The sequence below is a fragment of the Pseudonocardia sp. CA-107938 genome (assembly GCF_050936315.1).
Classification (GTDB): Bacteria; Actinomycetota; Actinomycetes; order Mycobacteriales; family Pseudonocardiaceae; genus Pseudonocardia.
In genome coordinates, this window is the sequence record NZ_JBNJNA010000002.1 from 1,463,771 (window position 1) to 1,479,689 (window position 15,919).

Genomic DNA, 15,919 nt, shown 5'->3' on the forward strand with positions numbered 1-15,919 from the left:
ATGGGGATCGCCCTGAAGATCGCGCTGCTCACGTACTCCACGAAGCCGCGCGGGGGCGTGGTGCACACGCTCGCGCTCGCCGAGGCACTGGCCCGAGCCGGGCAGGACGTCACCGTCTGGTCCATCGGCCGCGGGGGCGACGCCGCGTTCTTCCGTCCGGTCGACCCGGCGGTCGCCGTGCAGCTGGTGCCGTTCCCGGACGTGCCCGGCGAGGACGTCGGTGACCGGATCCTGCGCTCGATAGCCGTGCTCGATGCGGCGTTCGACAGGAGCGGCGAGACCTACGACATCGTGCATGCACAGGACTGCATCAGCGCCAACGCCGTGCCGGACTGCGTGCGCACGGTGCACCACCTCGACACGTTCACAACGCCCGCCCTCGCGGCCTGTCACGACCGGGCGGTCCGGCGGCCTCGAGCTCTCGTCTGCGTGTCCGCCGCCGTGGCCGCCGAGGTCGAGTGCGGGTGGGGACGGATCCCCACCGTGATCCCCAACGGCGTGGACGCGGCCCGCTTCGCCGCCGCCGCAGGTCCCGACGCCGCGGCCGCGAGGGCGCGGTGGCGTGAGCGGCTCGGCCGCTACGTCCTCGCCGTCGGCGGCATCGAGCCCCGCAAGGGCACCCTCGACCTCGTCGAGGCGATGGCGCTGGTCCACCGCGAGCGGCCAGACCTCGCGCTGGTGGTGGCGGGTGGGGAGACGCTGTTCGACTACCGCGGCTACCGGGCCCGCGTCGAGGCGCGCGCCGCCGAGCTGGGCGTCGCGCCGGTCGTGCTCGGCCCGGTGCAGCATGACGAGCTCCCGGCGCTGGTGGCCGCGGCGGACGTCCTCGCCTTCCCGTCCACGAAGGAGGGCTTCGGACTGGCCGCGATGGAGGCGCTCGCTGCCGGTGTCCCGGTGGTCACCCGCGACCTCCCGGTCCTGCGCGAGGTGTTCGACGGCGCCGCCGCATTCGCCACCGACCCTCCTGGGCTCGCCGCGCAGCTGTTGGCCGCGACCAGCGGTGCCCACCCGGATCGCCGGGCCGCCGGGAGGGCCCTCGCGGCCCGGCACACCTGGGACGCCGCGGCGGCGGAGCATCTGGACTTCTACGCGCGGCATCGAGGCCGCCGGTCCGGCAGATGACTCGGATCTCGCGCCGTCGATCCGGCTGTAGTGCAGGGTGCGCAGTCACGGGAACTCGAAACAGGTCGTGGGTTGTCGACGAGCAGCCGTCGCCGGTCTGCGGGATCGGGGCCCGTCGACCTGACAGCAGCCTTCGCCCGGCGGCAGCGCGGTTGGCCGGTCCTGGACCGGGTAGGCCTCGTCCGGGAGAGCTCCGCCGCCTCCCGTGTGGCGTCGAGCAGGAGCGCCGCCGTCGCGTACGTGCCGTCCGTGCCGAGGTGGCTGGGGAAGGTCAGGCCGACAGTGGTGCGTCCCTCCCGCGTCCCCGCCGCGTCCATGGCGTCGCTGCGTCGTGGGTCGCTCGGCGCTCACGTCACCCGGACTGCGGCGTGCGAGCACCTGGCGTGGCGGGCCGGAGGCCGTCCATCAGGATCCCCAGCAACCGGTCGGCTCGAGCGCCCTGCTCGGGCAGCGGGGCGACGGTGAAGATGCCGATCAGGTGAGCGGCGACGTCCTCGGCGGTGATGTCGATCCGCAGCTCCCCGGCGGCTTGGCCGGCGCGGAGCAGGTCGTCGATCGCGGCGATCAGGGCTGTGTGGGTCCGGGTGTGGGAGATCCGGTCGGACTCGATCATGGCGAGCAGCGTGCTCAGCATGCCCTCCTTCGTCGCGACCCAGTTTCCGAACAGGTCCATCCAGCGCCGAAGTGCCTCGGCGGGCGGCAGGGCCGTGAGGAGCTCGTGCGCGCCCTCGGTGAGCCGGGCCACCTGGTCGGCGTAGACCGCGGCGACCAGCGCCTCGCGGGTGGGGAAGTGCCGGTAGAGCGTGGCTATGCCCACGCCGGCCTCGCGAGCGATCTCGCGCAGCGACGGCTCGGTGGCGGCGGACATGAAGACGCGGGTGGCCACCTCGAGGAGTTGCCGGCGATTGCGCGCGGCATCTGCCCGTGGCGGCGACGGGGACGAGCCGGTCAAAACGGATCACGCTCCGGTTGTGCTACGGTCGGGAGAAACGGAGCATAGTCCGCTTCGTCGCCACCGGTTCTCTCCAGGAGCGCGATCAACATGGGTACGTCGACCACCACCGGCAGGGCCGTCCAGTTCGTCGGGTCGTTCGGCGGGCCCGAGGCCCTCGAGCTGCGTCGAGTGCCGGTCCCGGACGTCGGTGCCGGGCAGGTGCGCGTGCGGGTCACCGCTGCCGGGCTGAACCCGATGGACTGGTTCATGACCTCGGATGCCGCGACGGCAGCGCGTTTCGAGCTGAGCCTGCCGTGCGGCTTCGGGAACGACTACGCGGGCGTCGTGGATGCGGTCGGTGCCGGGCTCGACGGCCTGTACGAGGTCGGGGACCGGGTGTTCGGCGGTGCCTTCTCGCGCAGCGTCGCCGACTACGTGGTCGTGGATGCGCCCGGGCACATCGGCAGGGGTGGCGACGCCCACCGCACGCCGGACGGCCTCGACGACCGCACCGCGGCGACCCTGGCCATCGCGGGGTGCACGGCCGCCGCAGCGATCGCCGTCGTCGACCCCGGCCCGTCCGACACGGTGCTGGTCGGTGGCGCGGGCGGCGGGGTCGGGGTGTTCGCCGTCCAGCTCGCACGCCTCGCGGGCGCGCGCGTGATCGGGACGGGATCGGCCGCCTCGGCCGATGCCCTGCGGGCGCTGGGGGCCGAACCGGTCGTCTACGGAGAGGGACTGGTCGACCGGGTGCGCGGGCTGGCGCCCGCCCGTATCACGGCGGCCATGGACCTGCACGGCACGGGCACGATCGCAGCGGCGCGCGAGCTCGGCGTCCCGGACGCGCGCATGACCACGATCGCCGCCGTCGTCGACGGCGTCACGCCGGCCAACGGCGCCGCCGCCGCTCCCGACGCGATCGACGAGATCGCCCGCCTGGTCGCCGCGGGCCGGCTTCGCGTGCCGATCGCGGCGACCTTCCCGGTCGACGAGGTCCGCGCCGCCGTCGCGCTGCAGGCAGGCCGGCACGTGCACGGCAAGGTCGTCGTCGACCTCACGTGAGGCGGGCGTCGGCCGGCGGCATCGGCACGATCTGTGCGCCGAGGATGGACATCTGCCGTATCAGTCCGGCCCCGATGCCGACGATCAGCGCGAAGACTTGCGGTCGAGGCGGCGGAGAAGGTCGTCGGCGGCTTTCTCGATGCCATCGTGGTCGTTCTGGGCGGCGCGCTGCTTGGCGTGGATGAGGGCGGCCCGATTGACCTTGTGGAAGTCACCGTAGGGGAAGGCGTAGCGGCCCTTGGTGCCTTCGGAGGCGTCGGGGTTGACGGCGAGGTGCCAGTCGGCGAATCCGTCGAAGCTGTCCTCATCGATCTCCTTGTTGGATTCGTCGGCGGACGGCGCGGCCTCCGACCACTCGGTGGTGGTGTCGTACGTGCCGGCATCGATGAGCTTGCGGGCGTGCTTCACAGCGGTGTCGTTGACGCGGTACGTGGGCATGCTCGCCGGTTACCCGGGGCGTCGCTGGGCCACACCGACCGCGACGAGCACACGGCCGAGCATCGCGAATCCGGCGTGCCTCGACCCGGTCGACGTCCAGGCCGCCGACCTGGAACGGCGCGATCCGGCCCAGCCACCGGCGACATCGGCTACCGGGATGACGACGGCTTCATCTAGTCCGTGCTCGACTGCGCGGTCATCGGAGTTCCCGACCGGAAGTGGGGCGAGGCGGTGACCGCGGTCGTCGAACTCAAGAACGGTGCCCGGCTCGACGCCTCCGAGCTGATCACGCTCTGCCACGCTCTGCCGCTCGGCGCTGGGTCCGGTCAAGGCGCCGGGCGCGCGTGGGACGGGTGCTGCGCAGAGTAGTGCGCGAGGAGTACTGGGCCGGCCGGGAACGGCTGGTGCAAGCACCGTCCGGGCACTCGCACCAACCGCCGGCGATCACATGGTGAGGACGGTCTTGCCCTGCACGCCGCCCGCCGCGACGTGCTCGTGTGCCCTGGCCGCCTCGGCCAGGGGGAACGTGGCGCCCACGTGGACGCGCAAGGAGCCGGCGTCGACGAGGTCCGCCAGATGTTCCAGGCCGACGTGGTCCGGTTCGACCGCGACCGCGGCGGCGCGGACGCCGTGTTGCCGGGCGAGGCCGGGGAGTGCGGTGTTGGTCCGCTCGACCGCGGTCACGAGCAGACCACCCGGTCGCAGCACGGAGAAGGAGCGCACGGCGTAGTCGCCGCCGATCGGCTCCAGCACGACGTCGACGTCCCGGACCGCCTCGGTGAAGTCGGTCTCGCGGTAGTCGATCAGCTGGTCGGCGCCCAGTTCGCGAAGGAACTCGTGCTTGCCGGCACTGGCCGTGCCGATCACCTCCGCGCCCAGATGCTTGGCGACCTGGACGGCGACGTGCCCGAGGCCACCTCCCGCACCGTGGATCAGCACCCGCTGACCGGCCCGCACCCCGGCGACGTCGACGAGCGCCTGCCAGGCGGTGAGCCCGACCAGCGGCAGACCGGCGGCCTCGACGTGGCTCAGCTTGGCGGGCTTGTGCGCCAGTTGTCGGGACGGGGCGACCACGTACTCGGCGTACGCGCCCGCGGCTTTGGGGAAGTACGGCATCCCGTACACCTCGTCGCCGACCGCGAACCGGCTGACCCCCGGATCGACGGCTTCGACGACCCCGGAGACGTCCCAGCCGAGGATGAACGGGGGCGGGCCGATCATGGGGAACGCGCCGGAACGGACGAACAGTTCGACCGGGTTGACGCTGGTGGCCCGCATCCGGACGAGGACCTCGGTCGGCCCTGGATCGGGCCGCGGGACCTCGGTGAGCGTGAGGACGTCGGGTCCGCCGAAGGAGTTCTGGGTGATCGCCTGCATGCGGCCATCTTCTGGGTACTGGGTTTCCGTTGAACAGAAGGCACTTGAGAGGTATATAGGTACCTCATGGGTACTATCGATGGCCTGCGGTTCTACGGCGGTGCGGACGCCTACCTGGCCGCCTGCCCGTCCCGGCAGATCCTCGACCTGCTCGCCAACAAGTGGACGATGCTGGTGATGGGCGCCCTCGGCGGCGGCCCGCTGCGGTTCGGCGAGCTGCGCCGCCGCCTGGACGGGATCACCCAGAAGATGCTCACCCAGACCCTGCGCAACCTCGAGCGCGACGGCCTGATCAGCCGCACCGTCTACCCGACCATTCCACCCCGCGTCGACTACGCCGCCACGGACCTGGGGCACAGCGTGATCGAACTGCTGAAGGCCGTGCGCGTGTGGTCGGAGAAGCACATCAACGACGTGCTGGACGCCCGCGACGCCTACGACGAACGCGCCGCCCGGGAACCCCAGCCGCTCGCCTGACGCCCGCGGGGATCACCGAGGTCGTCGCCCGAGGGTGCCCGGCCGGCAACCGTCCGGCCCAGCGCCTCCTCGATGCCACGTTCCCGCAGCGCTCGGCCATCCGGCACGGCCCGGAGACCGCCTTCCGCGCGCGAGTCCCCGGCAGGTGCCGGCCGCTGCCTCACCGCGAAGGCCGCACCAGCGAGATGGGAACCCCAGGCTCATGAGCGGCCGGCCGCCCGCAGGTCCGCACAGGTCGGACGGGCACCCTCAGCGGCCGTCGAAGCTTCGCAGGACCCGCAGCCGGTCCCATGGGATGTGGGGCATCCGGTAGTAGTCGCCCGTGGCGCCGGCTGCGCGGTAGGCAGCGAGCCCGGGCACGTACTCGAAGATGATCGCCATGCGGGCGCCACCGTTGTCGCCCGCGTACGCGCCGAACCGCTGCAGCGCGCGCCCGACGGCGAGCTCGAACGCCGTGATGCCCGGGACTGCGGCGAGGTCGATGGTCGGGTCCAGCTGCACCCGCGTCCCCTCGGGAATGGGTGTGGGCATCCCGTCCATGTTGGAGCCGTCGGTCTTCACGGCGGGGAAGCGCAGGTCGTGCTCGGCGGCCATGTTCGTGCTGAAGAACAGCGCGTGGTTGATCTGGCCGGTCTCGATCTCCGTTGCCCGCACGACCGCGGCGAAGCGGGCGATCCCGGAACCGGTGGAGGAGCCGCCGGACGTCTCGCGGCCGTCGCCGTCGATGGGGGTGAGTGCGCCGTCGTCGACTGTCCAACCGTTGCCGTGCTCGACGGCACCCAGCATGCCGAACGCCGTGCCGGACGCGGGGTCCAGGACTGCGAGCGCCTTGTCCTCGCCGGTGGGGATCGGTGTGCCTGCCGGGATCGGGACCGTCCGGCCGCCGAAGACGTCCCGTCCTCCGGCGGTGACGTGCACGCCGGGCGTCCCGGGCGGGATCGAGCTCTGGTCCCGCAGGGTCACCGCGTATTCCTCGAGGTCGGCCAGGTGCTCACCGGTGCCCAGCTCCTGGGCGATGACCGCGCTCCGCGGGTCGAGGCCGGGATCTGCCGGGATCGGGTTCCACAGCCAGTCGGCCGCCGTGTAGTAGGGCCGGGGCGGCGGCGTGGCGGGGGTCGGCGACGGCATCGCGGCGGTTGTCGGGGGCGCCGGCGGCGTCGCGGTGGGTGGCGTCCGGGGCCACGCGGCGATGGTCACGCCCAGCACCGCCGTCGCCGCAGCGGCCAGGGCGAGCACCTTCTGGCGGCGCGCGGATTCCACGGTGGAGTAGTCAAGCACCTTTCCTGTGTCGCGGTCGTGAGATGTGCGGTCGCGTGGCGGTCCTGATGGAACGAGTCGCTCCCCACCGGCACGTGGGAGCAAGGACGAGCTGGAGGTCTGCTCCACGCCCGGATGGGCCTGTCCCCCGAGCGAGCTACATCCAAGTGTCCACCCGACGGGGACGATCTTGCGTCGGCGGGCTCATAGCGTTCCCGGCATTCGCCGCATCCATGCCGCGGACCTCGCGAAGGAGCTCTCATGAGAGTGGTCTGGCAGCTCGCCGTCACCGTCGGGATCGCGTTCGTCGGCGGGCAGTGCCTCGCCGCGGCACCGGCGAACCCGTGGCTCACACTCGTCATCGGGGTAGTGACGGCCGTGCTCGCGATCCTCGGCTACGGGTGGGTGGTGCGGCGGACGGAGCGTCGCCCGGCGACCGAGGTGGCCGGTGCCGGCGCCGGGGGAGCGGTCGCGAGAGGGACGCTGATCGGTGCCGCGCTGTTCGGGTCCGTCATCGTGAACATCGCTTTCCTCGGCGGCTACGTGGTCCACGGCATCGGCTCGGTGTCGGGTGCCGTCGGCCTGGTCGGCTTCATGGCCGCGGCGGCGGTGACGGAGGAGGTGGTGTTCCGCGGCGTGCTGTTCCGGATCGTCGAGGAGCGCACCGGCACGTGGATCGCGTTGGTGCTGACCGGTGCGCTGTTCGGCCTGGTGCACATGCTCAACCCGCACGCCGACTGGGGTGGCGCCGTTGCCGTCGCGATCGAGGCGGGCGGCATGCTCACCGCCGCCTACGTCGCCACGCGCAGGCTGTGGTTGCCGATCGGGCTGCACTTCGGCTGGAACGTGGCGGCGGGCGCAGTCTTCAGCACCGAGGTCTCAGGCAACGGCACCCCGCAGGGACTGCTGGACGCCACGATGTCCGGTCCGACGATCCTCACCGGGGGCGCGTTCGGTCCGGAGGCGAGCCTGTACTCGGTCGTGTTCTGCGTGGTGGCGACGATCGTGTTCCTGTGGTTGGCGCACCGGCGCGGCCACCTGGTTCCTCGCCGCCGTGCCGACCGGGCCGCCGTCGCTACGCTCGCCCGGTGATCGATCGCCGGTCGGCCCTGCAGCGGTGGCGCCGGTTCGATGTCGTGGTCCGCGATCTCCCGCTCGGGCTGCTGCTGTCGGGGGCCTCGTTCCTGCCGGCGCTCCACAACCACGGAACGCAGTTCGGCGGCGTACCGGATCGCCCGTTCGACCTGCTGGCCATCGGGGTGGTCGCCCTCGAAGGCCTCCCGCTGGCCGTGCGCCGCAGGTGGCCCGCCGTCTGCCTCCTGCTCGTGTCGGTGGGCTTCGCCCTCGACCAGCTGCGCGGCTACCACGCGGTCGCCGGCACCGCCCTGCCGATCGCGCTGCTGAGCGTGGGCGCCCACCTGCACCGGGGCCGCCGCACCACGGCGGTGCTGTTCACCGCCGGGTACCTGCTGCTGGTCGCGCTGCTCCTCGGAGTCGGCTGGGGCGAGCCGCCGGAGGAGCTCGTCACGTTCTACCTCGCGCTCGCTCTCGCATGGGGCGTCGGGGAGTGGCTGCGCTCGACCCGCGCCGCGGAGGCCGAACGCCGTCGGCGCGTTGCCGACGACACCCGTGCCGCCGAGCGCAGCCGCATCGCCCGCGAACTCCACGACGTCGTGACCCACCACGTCACCGCCATGGTCGTGCAGGCCGAGGCGGCGCGGTACCTGACGGCCGCGCCCGAGCGGCTCGACCAGACCCTGACCGCGGTCTCCGACACGGGCCGGCGGGCCATCACCGATCTGCGGCACCTGCTGGACCTGCTCAACCCCGCGCACGGCGACCGCGACGGTGCCACGATGCCGGCCCAGGGCAGTCTCGCCATGCTCGTCGAGCAGGCGCGGCAGGCCGGGCAGCCGGTGGAGTTCACCGAGGAGGGCACGCCGGCGGCATCGTCCGGCAGCGCCGATCTGGTGGCCTACCGGGTCGTGCAGGAGGCGCTGACGAACGCGCTCAAGCACGCCCACGGCAGCCGCACCTCCGTCCAGGTGCACCACGGCGAGCGGGAGATCACCGTGGAGGTCAGCACGGCCGACTCCGGCGCGCTCGTCCCGTCACCCGGTGGGGGTGGGCGGGGTCTCGCCGGCCTCCGCGAACGGGTCGACGTGCTGGGTGGCGACTTCAGCGCGGACCGGAACGGTTCCGGCTTCGCCGTGCGGGCGCGGATCCCGACCGGGAACCGGTCGTGACCGAGCCGACCGGGGCGCCGCTGCGCGTACTCGTCTGCGACGACCAGATGCTGATCCGCACCGGGCTGGTGACGATCATCGACGCGCAACCCGATCTGGAGGTGGTCGGCGAGTGCGGGGACGGGGCCGCCGCGGTCGACCTCGCCGGCCGGCTGCGCCCGGACGTCGTGGTGATGGACATCCGCATGCCGCTGCTCGACGGCATCGCCGCCACCCGCCTGCTCGCCGGTGCCGGGGTCGCGCAGCCGGTCAAGGTGCTCGTGCTGACGACGTTCAACCTCGACGAGTACGTCTACGAGGCGCTGCGCGCGGGAGCGAGCGGGTTCCTGCTCAAGGACGCCCCGCCGAGCCAGCTCCTGCACGGGATCCGCACGGTGGCCACGGGCGCGGCTCTGCTGGACCCCGAGGTGACCCGGCAGCTCGTCGGCAGGTACGCGGCCCGGATCCGACCCCCTGAGGCGGACACCGCGCGCGACACCCCGTTGACGCCGCGGGAGCTGGAGGTGCTGCGGCTCATCGCGCAGGGCCTGTCCAACAGCGAGGTCGCCGCCACCCTCGTGATCAGCCAGGAGACCGTCAAGACCTTCGTGTCCCGCATCCTCGCCAAGCTCGAGCTCCGCGACCGGGTCCAGGCCGTCGTCTACGCCTATCGGCACGGCCTGGTGACCTGACGCGGTCAGCGCGCGGTTCGCCCGCGGGCTCGTCGACCGTGGGAACACCGTGCGGCAGAGCGTTCAGACCGTGGCGGCGTGCACCGCGTCGGCTACCGCGACGAGCGTGGCGATCGGGTCGTCGCCGAGGGGGTAGACGCCGACGTGGTCGGCTCCGGCGGCTCGGTGGGCCAGCAGCCGTGTCGCGACGGTGGCTCGGTCGCCGTGGGCGACGAGGGCGTCGATCAGCCGGTCGCTGCCGTTGTCCGCCAGGTCGTCGTCGGTGAAGCCGAGGCGGCGGAGGTTGTTCGCGTAGTTGCTGACGACCAGCGCGGTTCCGGCTGGCCCGGACCGGGCGATCGCGCGAGCCCGTTCCGCGTCCGTCTCGGCGAGCGCGAAATGGGCGGGTAGCAGCAGCTTCCCGGCGCCGAGGACCGCGCGGGCCTGCCGGGTGTGCTCCGGGGTGACCAGGGCGGGCATGGTCCCGGCGGTGCGGTCGCGGGCCAGGCGCAGCATGCGCGGCCCGAGCGCGGCCACCACGGTGCGGTCGGCCGGCACGCCCGCGCCGGCGAGCCGGTCCAGGTAGGACACCAGCGTGTCGTACGGCGAGGCGTACTCGGCGTGGACCTCGCGGTGCCCGATCCCGACGCCGAGCAGGAACCGCCCGGGGTGCTTGGCCTCGATCCGGTGGTAGGAGGCGGCGACGGTGTCCGCGTCGGCGGTCCAGACGTTCACCACGCTCGTGCCGACGGCCATCCGGGTGGTCGCGTCGAGCAGCTCCTCCACGAGGGCGAGGTCGGCCGGGGGCGAGGCGTCCAGCCAGAGCGTGCCGTAGCCGGCGCGCTCCACCTCCGCCGCGCGGTCCGGATTCACTTCGTGCTCGCGCAGGTGGGCGCCGAGCAGGCCGAGATCGATGTGCATGCCCCGACTCCAGCACGGGGTTCCGCCGGGAACGAGGACCAGTGCTGACGCGCAGCGATAACGTGGCGGCATCGTCGCAGGGGAGTGCATGTGGAACTACGGGCGTTGCGGTACTTCGTCACGGTCGCCGACGAGCTGCACTTCGGCCGGGCTGCCGAGCGGCTGCACATCGCCCAGCCCGCGGTCAGCCGGCAGATCGCGGGGCTGGAGCGCGAGCTGGGGGTCCGGCTGTTCGACCGCTCGTCGCGTCGGGTCCGCCTGACCGAGGCCGGGGATCGGGTGCTCGACGTGGCGCGCGAGGCGCTCGCGGCCGCCGATCGGGTCCGGGTGGCGGCGCGTGAGCGAGCGGGTGTCATGCGCATCGGAACGGGGGCGGGAGGCCAGTTCACCGCCCGCCTGGAACGCGGGATCGACGCCTTGCGGGAGCAGGCTCCGGGATTCGACGTCGTGCTCGTCGACCTGCCGGTGGCCGCGCGCCTGAATGCGCTGCGGCAGGGGGAGATCGACCTGGCCCTGGCCAGGGGAGTGCGTTCGGCACCCGGGTTGCGGGTGTTGCCGAGCTGGTCCGAGTCCGTGTTCGCGGTCGTCTCGGCGCGGCACCCCGCCGCCGGTCGTGCGGCCGTCGGCCTGGCCGAACTGGCCGACGGACCGTTGCGGACGTCCCAGGACCACGACCCGTCGGTGGTCACCGCGCTGCGGGACGCCGGACTGCAGGGACGACCAGCGCACCGCCGCGGGACGGTGCACGACACGATCGTCGAGGTGGGCTCCGACCAGCGCAGCTGGACGGTGCTGCCGGCCGATCAGGCGGCCGAGATCCGCTCCACCCGGGTGCGGGTGATCCCGCTCGAACCGCAGATGACGATCACGGGCAGCGTCGTCGTGTCCACCGACCTCCCGTGCGCCTGCGCGGCGGCCCACGTGGCGGCCTTCGGGGACGCCGTGGCCGGCTGATCCGCCGGCGGTCCGCGCCGCCACCGTGCCCCCTCGTCGGTGCGGGCGACGACCGGGGTGACCTCGCCGCGCCGCCGGACGCAGGCCGAGGCCGCGACCCGCACCGTCGACGTAGCCCTCACGGAGCGCGACCACCAGTTCAGGCTGATCATCGACCTGATGCTCGACGCCATCGAAGCCCGACCCGGCAGCGGAGGCTCGCGGCCGTTCGCCGGCGGTGCGGCCGTAGCCGTCTCGGTGAGGGCCGCACTCGTCGACGGCGTGCTCGCCGGCGCCGGGGCGGTCCGGCGCGTGTTCTGGTACGAGTCGACCGCGCTGACTGGCCTTCGGGATCTCCCGGCTGGTCAAGTCCCGCGCCCTCTCCGTGGGGCGGACGGATCCGGAGGTGCGCGACGGTGCCGGTGAGCCCGGCTCGTGGTCGGGCCGCACGAAGCGGTTTCTAGTTCCGTTCTGGATGGTTCCGTTGCGGATCGTCTGTACTCTGGCGGCATGGACGCGCGCAGTGACGAAGAGATCCGGGCCGACCTCTCCTACCTGTTCGACAAGGCGAGCCAGGCCCTCGCGGCGCGGATGGGCGCCGTGCTGGGCGAGCTGGGCATGACCGTGCGCGACTACTGCGTGCTGGCGAAGGCTGGTGCCCACGAGCTCACGCAGAGCGAGCTGGCGGAGCTGGCGCTGCTCGACAAGACCACCATGGTCGTCACCTGCGACCACCTCGAGAAGGCGGGCCTGGCGCAGCGCACCCCGTCGCCCGGCGACCGCCGGGTGCGGATCGTCCGCACCACCGAGGCGGGCGACGAGGCCGTGGCCAAGGCCCGTGGCGTGATCGACGAGCTCTACGCCGAGGTCCTCGGCGTGCTCGCGCCGGAGCGGCGCGAGGTCCTCCTCGACGCGCTGCTGGCACTCGTCACCCACGACGGCCCGCTGTCGGCCGTCGAGCCGAACCCGCACGCGCCGCGACGGAAGCGGGGCGTCTGACCGTCCCGAAACAAGCAGTCTCTATCGGGATTGTCTGTTAAAAAACTATCTGTTACGGTCGCTCTCATGACGAGTTCGACCGCTCTCGCATCCCGCACAGCACCGTCGCGCTGGCTCGCGCTCGCCGTGCTCTGCATCGCGATGCTCATGATCATTCTCGACGGCACGATCACCACCGTCGCGCTTCCGGTGCTGCAGGCCGACCTCGGCTTCACGACCGCGGCCCTGGCCTGGACGGTCAACGCCTACCTCGTGCCGCTCGGCGGCCTGCTGCTCCTCGCCGGCCGGCTGGGCGACCTCTACGGCAGGCGCCGCATGCTCCTCGGCGGCCTCTCGCTGTTCGTGCTGGCCTCGCTGCTCTGCGGGCTGGCGATCGACGCGACGATGCTGATCGCCGCCCGGTTCGTGCAGGGAGTCGGCGCCGCCATGGCCTCCGCGGTGGTGCTCGGCATGGTCGTCGCGCTCTTTCCCGAGCCGGGGGAGCGCGCCCGTGCCATGGGTGCCTACGCGTTCGTCGGCGCGGCCGGGGCCTCCATCGGCACGCTGCTCGGGGGCGTGCTCACCGACACCGTCGGCTGGCGCTGGATCTTCCTGGTCAACGTCCCGATCGGGGTGGCGGCCGTGTTGCTCGCGCTCAAGTACGTCGCCGCCGACAGCCCGACCGACCGGTCCGCGCGCCCCGACGTCCCCGGCGGGCTGCTGGTCACCGCAGGTCTGGTGCTCGCCGTCTTCACGATCGTCGACACGTCGGCTCCCGCGCTGCGGCTCGGGATGGCCGTCCTCGCGGTGGCCCTGCTCGCCGGGTTCGTCCGCCGCCAGCAGCGGGCGGCCGAGCCGCTCGTCCGGCTCAGGATCTTCCGCTCGCGGGCCGTTTCGGGGGGCAATGCGGCGCAGCTGCTCATGGTGGCCGGCATGCTCGGCTTCCAGTTCGTCGCGGCGCTCTACCTGCAGCGGGCGCTCGGGTACACCGCGGCCCAGACCGGCTTCGGGCTGCTGCCGATCACGCTGACGATCGCGCTGGTGTCACTCACCGCGTCAGGCCGGCTGATCGCGCGCTCGGGAGCGCGCACCGTGCTGATCGCGGGGGAGATCCTGCTCGTGGCCGGTCTGCTGCTGCTCACCCGCCCGCCGGTCGGCAGCTACGTGGTGGACGTGCTCCCGTCGATGATCGTGCTCGGCATCGGCGCCGGCCTCGCGCTGCCGGCGGTCACCACCCTGATGATGTCGGACGCCACCCCCGAGGACGCCGGGCTCGCCTCCGGCCTGGCCAACACCAGCCAGCAGGTGGGTGGCGCGCTGGGCACGGCGGTCCTCGCCGCGCTGGCCGCGGCCCGCACCGATGCCGCCACCGCGGCGGGCGCGACCGTGACCGAGGCGCTGACCAGCGGCTACCACCTGGCGTTCCTCATCAGTGCGGTGGCAGTGGCCACTGCGGGGGTCGTCACCGTGACGGTGCTGCGCCGGGCCTGATCGCCTCGCGGGAGCGGCGCTCCCCTCCTGAACTTTACATTGACAAGATCTGGATTCGACGGCATCTTGTCACTGTAAAGTTCTCGAGGAGGCGTCATGGAACCGTTGATCGTGCTGGTTGCCGTCACCGCACTGCTGACCGTTGCCGGAAGGCCACCCGCGCTGGCGCTGCGGTACGGCCTCGCGGCGATGTTCCCGCTGACCGGGGGAGCGCACTTCATCGGGCTGCGCGAGGAGCTGATCGCCATGGTGCCGCCGTGGCTGCCGGCGCCTGACCTGCTCGTCACCGTGACGGGCGTGCTGGAGTTGCTCGGCGCGGTCGGGCTCGTCCTGAAACGGACGGCGCCCTGGGCCGCCGCCGGGTTGACCGGGTTGCTGCTGGCGATGTTCCCGGCCAACGTGCAGCACGCGCTGAGCGGGACCGAGCTGCCGTGGCACGACCAGCTCGTGCCGCGCACGCTCATGCAGGTGCTGTTCCTCGCGGCGACGGTCGCCGTGGTGGTTCTGGAGGTCCGGTCGCGTCGGGCCGTCGGCGCGGCGCAGGGGGCGCCGGCCGTGGTTTCGTAGCGGCGTCGACCCCGCGGTGCGGGTGACGGCGCAGAGCGAAGGGCGCGGCCCGCGACCGCGCTCGACCGGGGCCCCTTCGACGTGACGGTCAGGCCGTCCCGCCTGCCTTGATCAGCAGGTTGTGCAGTGTGGTGCGCTCGTCGTCGGTGAGGGCGCCGAGTGAGTCGGCGAGCACGGCGTCCAGGACGGCGGCGCCGGCGGTCCGTGCGGTCTCGCCCCGTTGGGTGAGCCGGTGGCGCACGGCCCGGCCCGGCCCGTCGACGCGCTCGATGAGCCCGTTCGCGATCATGCGACTGGCGAGGGTGCCCATCGCCTGGTCGGTCTGGAAGGTGAGTTCGGCGAGGTCGTGCAGGGACGCGTCGGGGTGCTCGCCGAGGTGGCGCAGCGCGTCCCACTGGGGGAGCGACAGGCCGAGCTCGGCGGTGAGCCGGCGGTTGGCCGCCCGGTGATGCCGGTTCTGCAGACGCTTGACGGCGAGTCCGATGTCCCGGAGGTGCACGCTCATGTCCACAACCTTATATCAGCATATTGACTTATGGTGGATGGCCGCGTAAGCCTGTATCAACATCCTTATCAAAGGAGATTGATATGAGCTTCGTCGATCAGGGCTCCGGCCGACCGCTGCTCCTGCTGCACGGCGGCGCCGGGCCGGCGTCGGTCCGCGGCATCGGCGCACTGCTGGCCGCCGACCACCGGGTCGTCACGCCCGTCCACCCCGGGTTCGACGGGACCGGGCGTCCGCCCGAGCTCGACACCATCGCCGGTCTCGCGCGCCACTACGCGCAGCTGCTCGACGACCTCGACCTCGACGACGTCGTGGTCGTCGGCAACTCGATCGGTGGCTGGATCGGCGCCGAGCTCGCGCTGCTGCACAGTCCGCGCGTCGGCGCCCTCGTGCTCGTCGACGCGGTCGGCCTCGACCTGCCCGACAGCCCGATCGTCGACTTCTTCAGCCTGACGATGGACGAGGTCGCCGAGCTGAGCTATCGCAACCCCGCCGCGTTCCGGCTCGACGTCGCCTCGCTCCCGACGGAGCAGAAGGCGGTGATGGCCGGCAACCGTGCGGCCCTGCAGACCTACGGCGGCACCACCATGAGTGACCCGCCGCTGCTCGGCCGACTGCCCGCGATCACCGTGCCGACCAGCGTCGTGTGGGGTGCTGCCGATCGGATCGTGCCCCTGGCACACGGGGCGGCCTACGCGAACGCGATCCCGGACGCCCGGCTCACCGTGCTCGACGCCGCCGGCCACCTCCCGCAGCTGGAGACGCCGCACGAGCTCGCCGAGCTGATCCCCTGACGCGCTGCGGTCTGGGACGAGGGCCGACACACCCGTCGACCCGGCGCGGACCGTCCGCAGCGACGTCGACACCGGCCGGGTCACGACGGCGGTAGACAGGTGACGATGAGATCGTCGCAACCCTCCGAACCGCAGAACGTCCCGACCAGCGTTGGGGGCAGGAGGCA

Annotated in this window: 18 protein-coding genes; 12 read left to right on the forward strand and 6 right to left on the reverse strand. The window is 72.6% G+C overall.

Annotation, left to right across the window (positions count from 1 at the left end):
* Positions 1 to 1,122: an MSMEG_0565 family glycosyltransferase gene (locus ACQEVB_RS39855; RefSeq protein ID WP_432984829.1), complete on the forward strand. Its 1,122-nt coding sequence runs from the start codon at positions 1 to 3 to the stop codon at positions 1,120 to 1,122.
* A gap of 352 nt (positions 1,123 to 1,474) precedes the next feature.
* On the opposite strand, the gene ACQEVB_RS39860 is transcribed toward ACQEVB_RS39855, so the two are convergent.
* Positions 1,475 to 2,008, reverse strand: a complete 534-nt coding sequence (locus ACQEVB_RS39860; RefSeq protein ID WP_432984832.1) for a TetR/AcrR family transcriptional regulator — start codon at positions 2,006 to 2,008, stop codon at positions 1,475 to 1,477.
* 156 nt (positions 2,009 to 2,164) lie between these two features.
* Here ACQEVB_RS39860 and ACQEVB_RS39865 point away from each other — a divergent pair, with 156 nt between their 5' ends.
* Positions 2,165 to 3,118 (forward strand): alcohol dehydrogenase catalytic domain-containing protein, encoded by a 954-nt coding sequence (locus tag ACQEVB_RS39865; protein ID WP_432984835.1) that lies wholly within the window; start codon positions 2,165 to 2,167, stop codon positions 3,116 to 3,118.
* A gap of 84 nt (positions 3,119 to 3,202) precedes the next feature.
* On the opposite strand, the gene ACQEVB_RS39870 is transcribed toward ACQEVB_RS39865, so the two are convergent.
* On the reverse strand, positions 3,203 to 3,556 hold the full coding sequence (locus tag ACQEVB_RS39870) for a hypothetical protein (protein WP_432984838.1): 354 nt from the start codon (positions 3,554 to 3,556) through the stop codon (positions 3,203 to 3,205).
* A gap of 180 nt (positions 3,557 to 3,736) precedes the next feature.
* Here ACQEVB_RS39870 and ACQEVB_RS39875 point away from each other — a divergent pair, with 180 nt between their 5' ends.
* The gene (locus ACQEVB_RS39875; protein WP_432984841.1) at positions 3,737 to 3,925 is read left to right on the forward strand and encodes an AMP-binding enzyme; all 189 of its coding nucleotides are present in this window, start codon (positions 3,737 to 3,739) and stop codon (positions 3,923 to 3,925) included.
* A 75-nt stretch (positions 3,926 to 4,000) separates the two neighbouring features.
* Here ACQEVB_RS39875 and ACQEVB_RS39880 read toward each other — a convergent pair whose 3' ends face one another.
* Positions 4,001 to 4,933: an NADP-dependent oxidoreductase gene (locus ACQEVB_RS39880; protein ID WP_432984843.1), complete on the reverse strand. Its 933-nt coding sequence runs from the start codon at positions 4,931 to 4,933 to the stop codon at positions 4,001 to 4,003.
* Positions 4,934 to 4,999: 66 nt separating this feature from the next.
* Between ACQEVB_RS39880 and ACQEVB_RS39885 the strand changes: the two genes are divergently transcribed.
* Entirely contained in the window at positions 5,000 to 5,410 is a 411-nt protein-coding gene (locus tag ACQEVB_RS39885) for a winged helix-turn-helix transcriptional regulator (protein WP_432984846.1), read from the forward strand.
* Positions 5,411 to 5,659: 249 nt separating this feature from the next.
* Here ACQEVB_RS39885 and ACQEVB_RS39890 read toward each other — a convergent pair whose 3' ends face one another.
* The gene (locus tag ACQEVB_RS39890) at positions 5,660 to 6,688 is read right to left on the reverse strand and encodes a hypothetical protein (RefSeq protein ID WP_432984849.1); all 1,029 of its coding nucleotides are present in this window, start codon (positions 6,686 to 6,688) and stop codon (positions 5,660 to 5,662) included.
* A gap of 240 nt (positions 6,689 to 6,928) precedes the next feature.
* On the opposite strand from ACQEVB_RS39890, the gene ACQEVB_RS39895 reads away from it, so the two are divergent.
* The 3 genes from ACQEVB_RS39895 to ACQEVB_RS39905 are packed head-to-tail and all read left to right on the forward strand — an operon-like array spanning position 6,929 to position 9,584.
* Positions 6,929 to 7,759: a lysostaphin resistance A-like protein gene (locus ACQEVB_RS39895; protein ID WP_432984851.1), complete on the forward strand. Its 831-nt coding sequence runs from the start codon at positions 6,929 to 6,931 to the stop codon at positions 7,757 to 7,759.
* Positions 7,756 to 8,913, forward strand: a complete 1,158-nt coding sequence (locus ACQEVB_RS39900; RefSeq protein WP_432984854.1) for a sensor histidine kinase — start codon at positions 7,756 to 7,758, stop codon at positions 8,911 to 8,913. The genes ACQEVB_RS39895 and ACQEVB_RS39900 overlap by 4 nt, the downstream gene beginning before the upstream one ends.
* A complete protein-coding gene (locus ACQEVB_RS39905) occupies positions 8,910 to 9,584 on the forward strand; it encodes a response regulator (RefSeq protein ID WP_432984856.1) in 675 nt (224 codons plus the stop codon). The genes ACQEVB_RS39900 and ACQEVB_RS39905 overlap by 4 nt, the downstream gene beginning before the upstream one ends.
* Before the next feature lie 63 nt (positions 9,585 to 9,647).
* On the opposite strand, the gene ACQEVB_RS39910 is transcribed toward ACQEVB_RS39905, so the two are convergent.
* Positions 9,648 to 10,484 (reverse strand): TIGR03620 family F420-dependent LLM class oxidoreductase, encoded by an 837-nt coding sequence (locus tag ACQEVB_RS39910; protein ID WP_432984858.1) that lies wholly within the window; start codon positions 10,482 to 10,484, stop codon positions 9,648 to 9,650.
* A gap of 90 nt (positions 10,485 to 10,574) precedes the next feature.
* Between ACQEVB_RS39910 and ACQEVB_RS39915 the strand changes: the two genes are divergently transcribed.
* The 4 genes from ACQEVB_RS39915 (at position 10,575) to ACQEVB_RS39930 (ending at position 14,453) form a co-directional block, all read left to right on the forward strand.
* Positions 10,575 to 11,438: a LysR family transcriptional regulator gene (locus ACQEVB_RS39915; RefSeq protein ID WP_432984860.1), complete on the forward strand. Its 864-nt coding sequence runs from the start codon at positions 10,575 to 10,577 to the stop codon at positions 11,436 to 11,438.
* Positions 11,439 to 11,927: 489 nt separating this feature from the next.
* Positions 11,928 to 12,416, forward strand: a complete 489-nt coding sequence (locus ACQEVB_RS39920; RefSeq protein ID WP_432984862.1) for a MarR family winged helix-turn-helix transcriptional regulator — start codon at positions 11,928 to 11,930, stop codon at positions 12,414 to 12,416.
* Between the two features lie 66 nt (positions 12,417 to 12,482).
* The gene (locus ACQEVB_RS39925) at positions 12,483 to 13,886 is read left to right on the forward strand and encodes an MFS transporter (protein ID WP_432984864.1); all 1,404 of its coding nucleotides are present in this window, start codon (positions 12,483 to 12,485) and stop codon (positions 13,884 to 13,886) included.
* Between the two features lie 96 nt (positions 13,887 to 13,982).
* Positions 13,983 to 14,453, forward strand: coding sequence for a DoxX family protein (locus ACQEVB_RS39930; RefSeq protein WP_432984867.1), 471 nt, complete (start codon positions 13,983 to 13,985; stop codon positions 14,451 to 14,453).
* Between the two features lie 88 nt (positions 14,454 to 14,541).
* Here the strand turns inward: ACQEVB_RS39930 and ACQEVB_RS39935 are convergent, their stop codons facing one another.
* Positions 14,542 to 14,958, reverse strand: a complete 417-nt coding sequence (locus tag ACQEVB_RS39935) for a MarR family winged helix-turn-helix transcriptional regulator (RefSeq protein WP_432984869.1) — start codon at positions 14,956 to 14,958, stop codon at positions 14,542 to 14,544.
* A gap of 83 nt (positions 14,959 to 15,041) precedes the next feature.
* Here ACQEVB_RS39935 and ACQEVB_RS39940 point away from each other — a divergent pair, with 83 nt between their 5' ends.
* Positions 15,042 to 15,752: an alpha/beta fold hydrolase gene (locus ACQEVB_RS39940; protein ID WP_432984871.1), complete on the forward strand. Its 711-nt coding sequence runs from the start codon at positions 15,042 to 15,044 to the stop codon at positions 15,750 to 15,752.
* Positions 15,753 to 15,919: the final 167 nt, after the last annotated feature.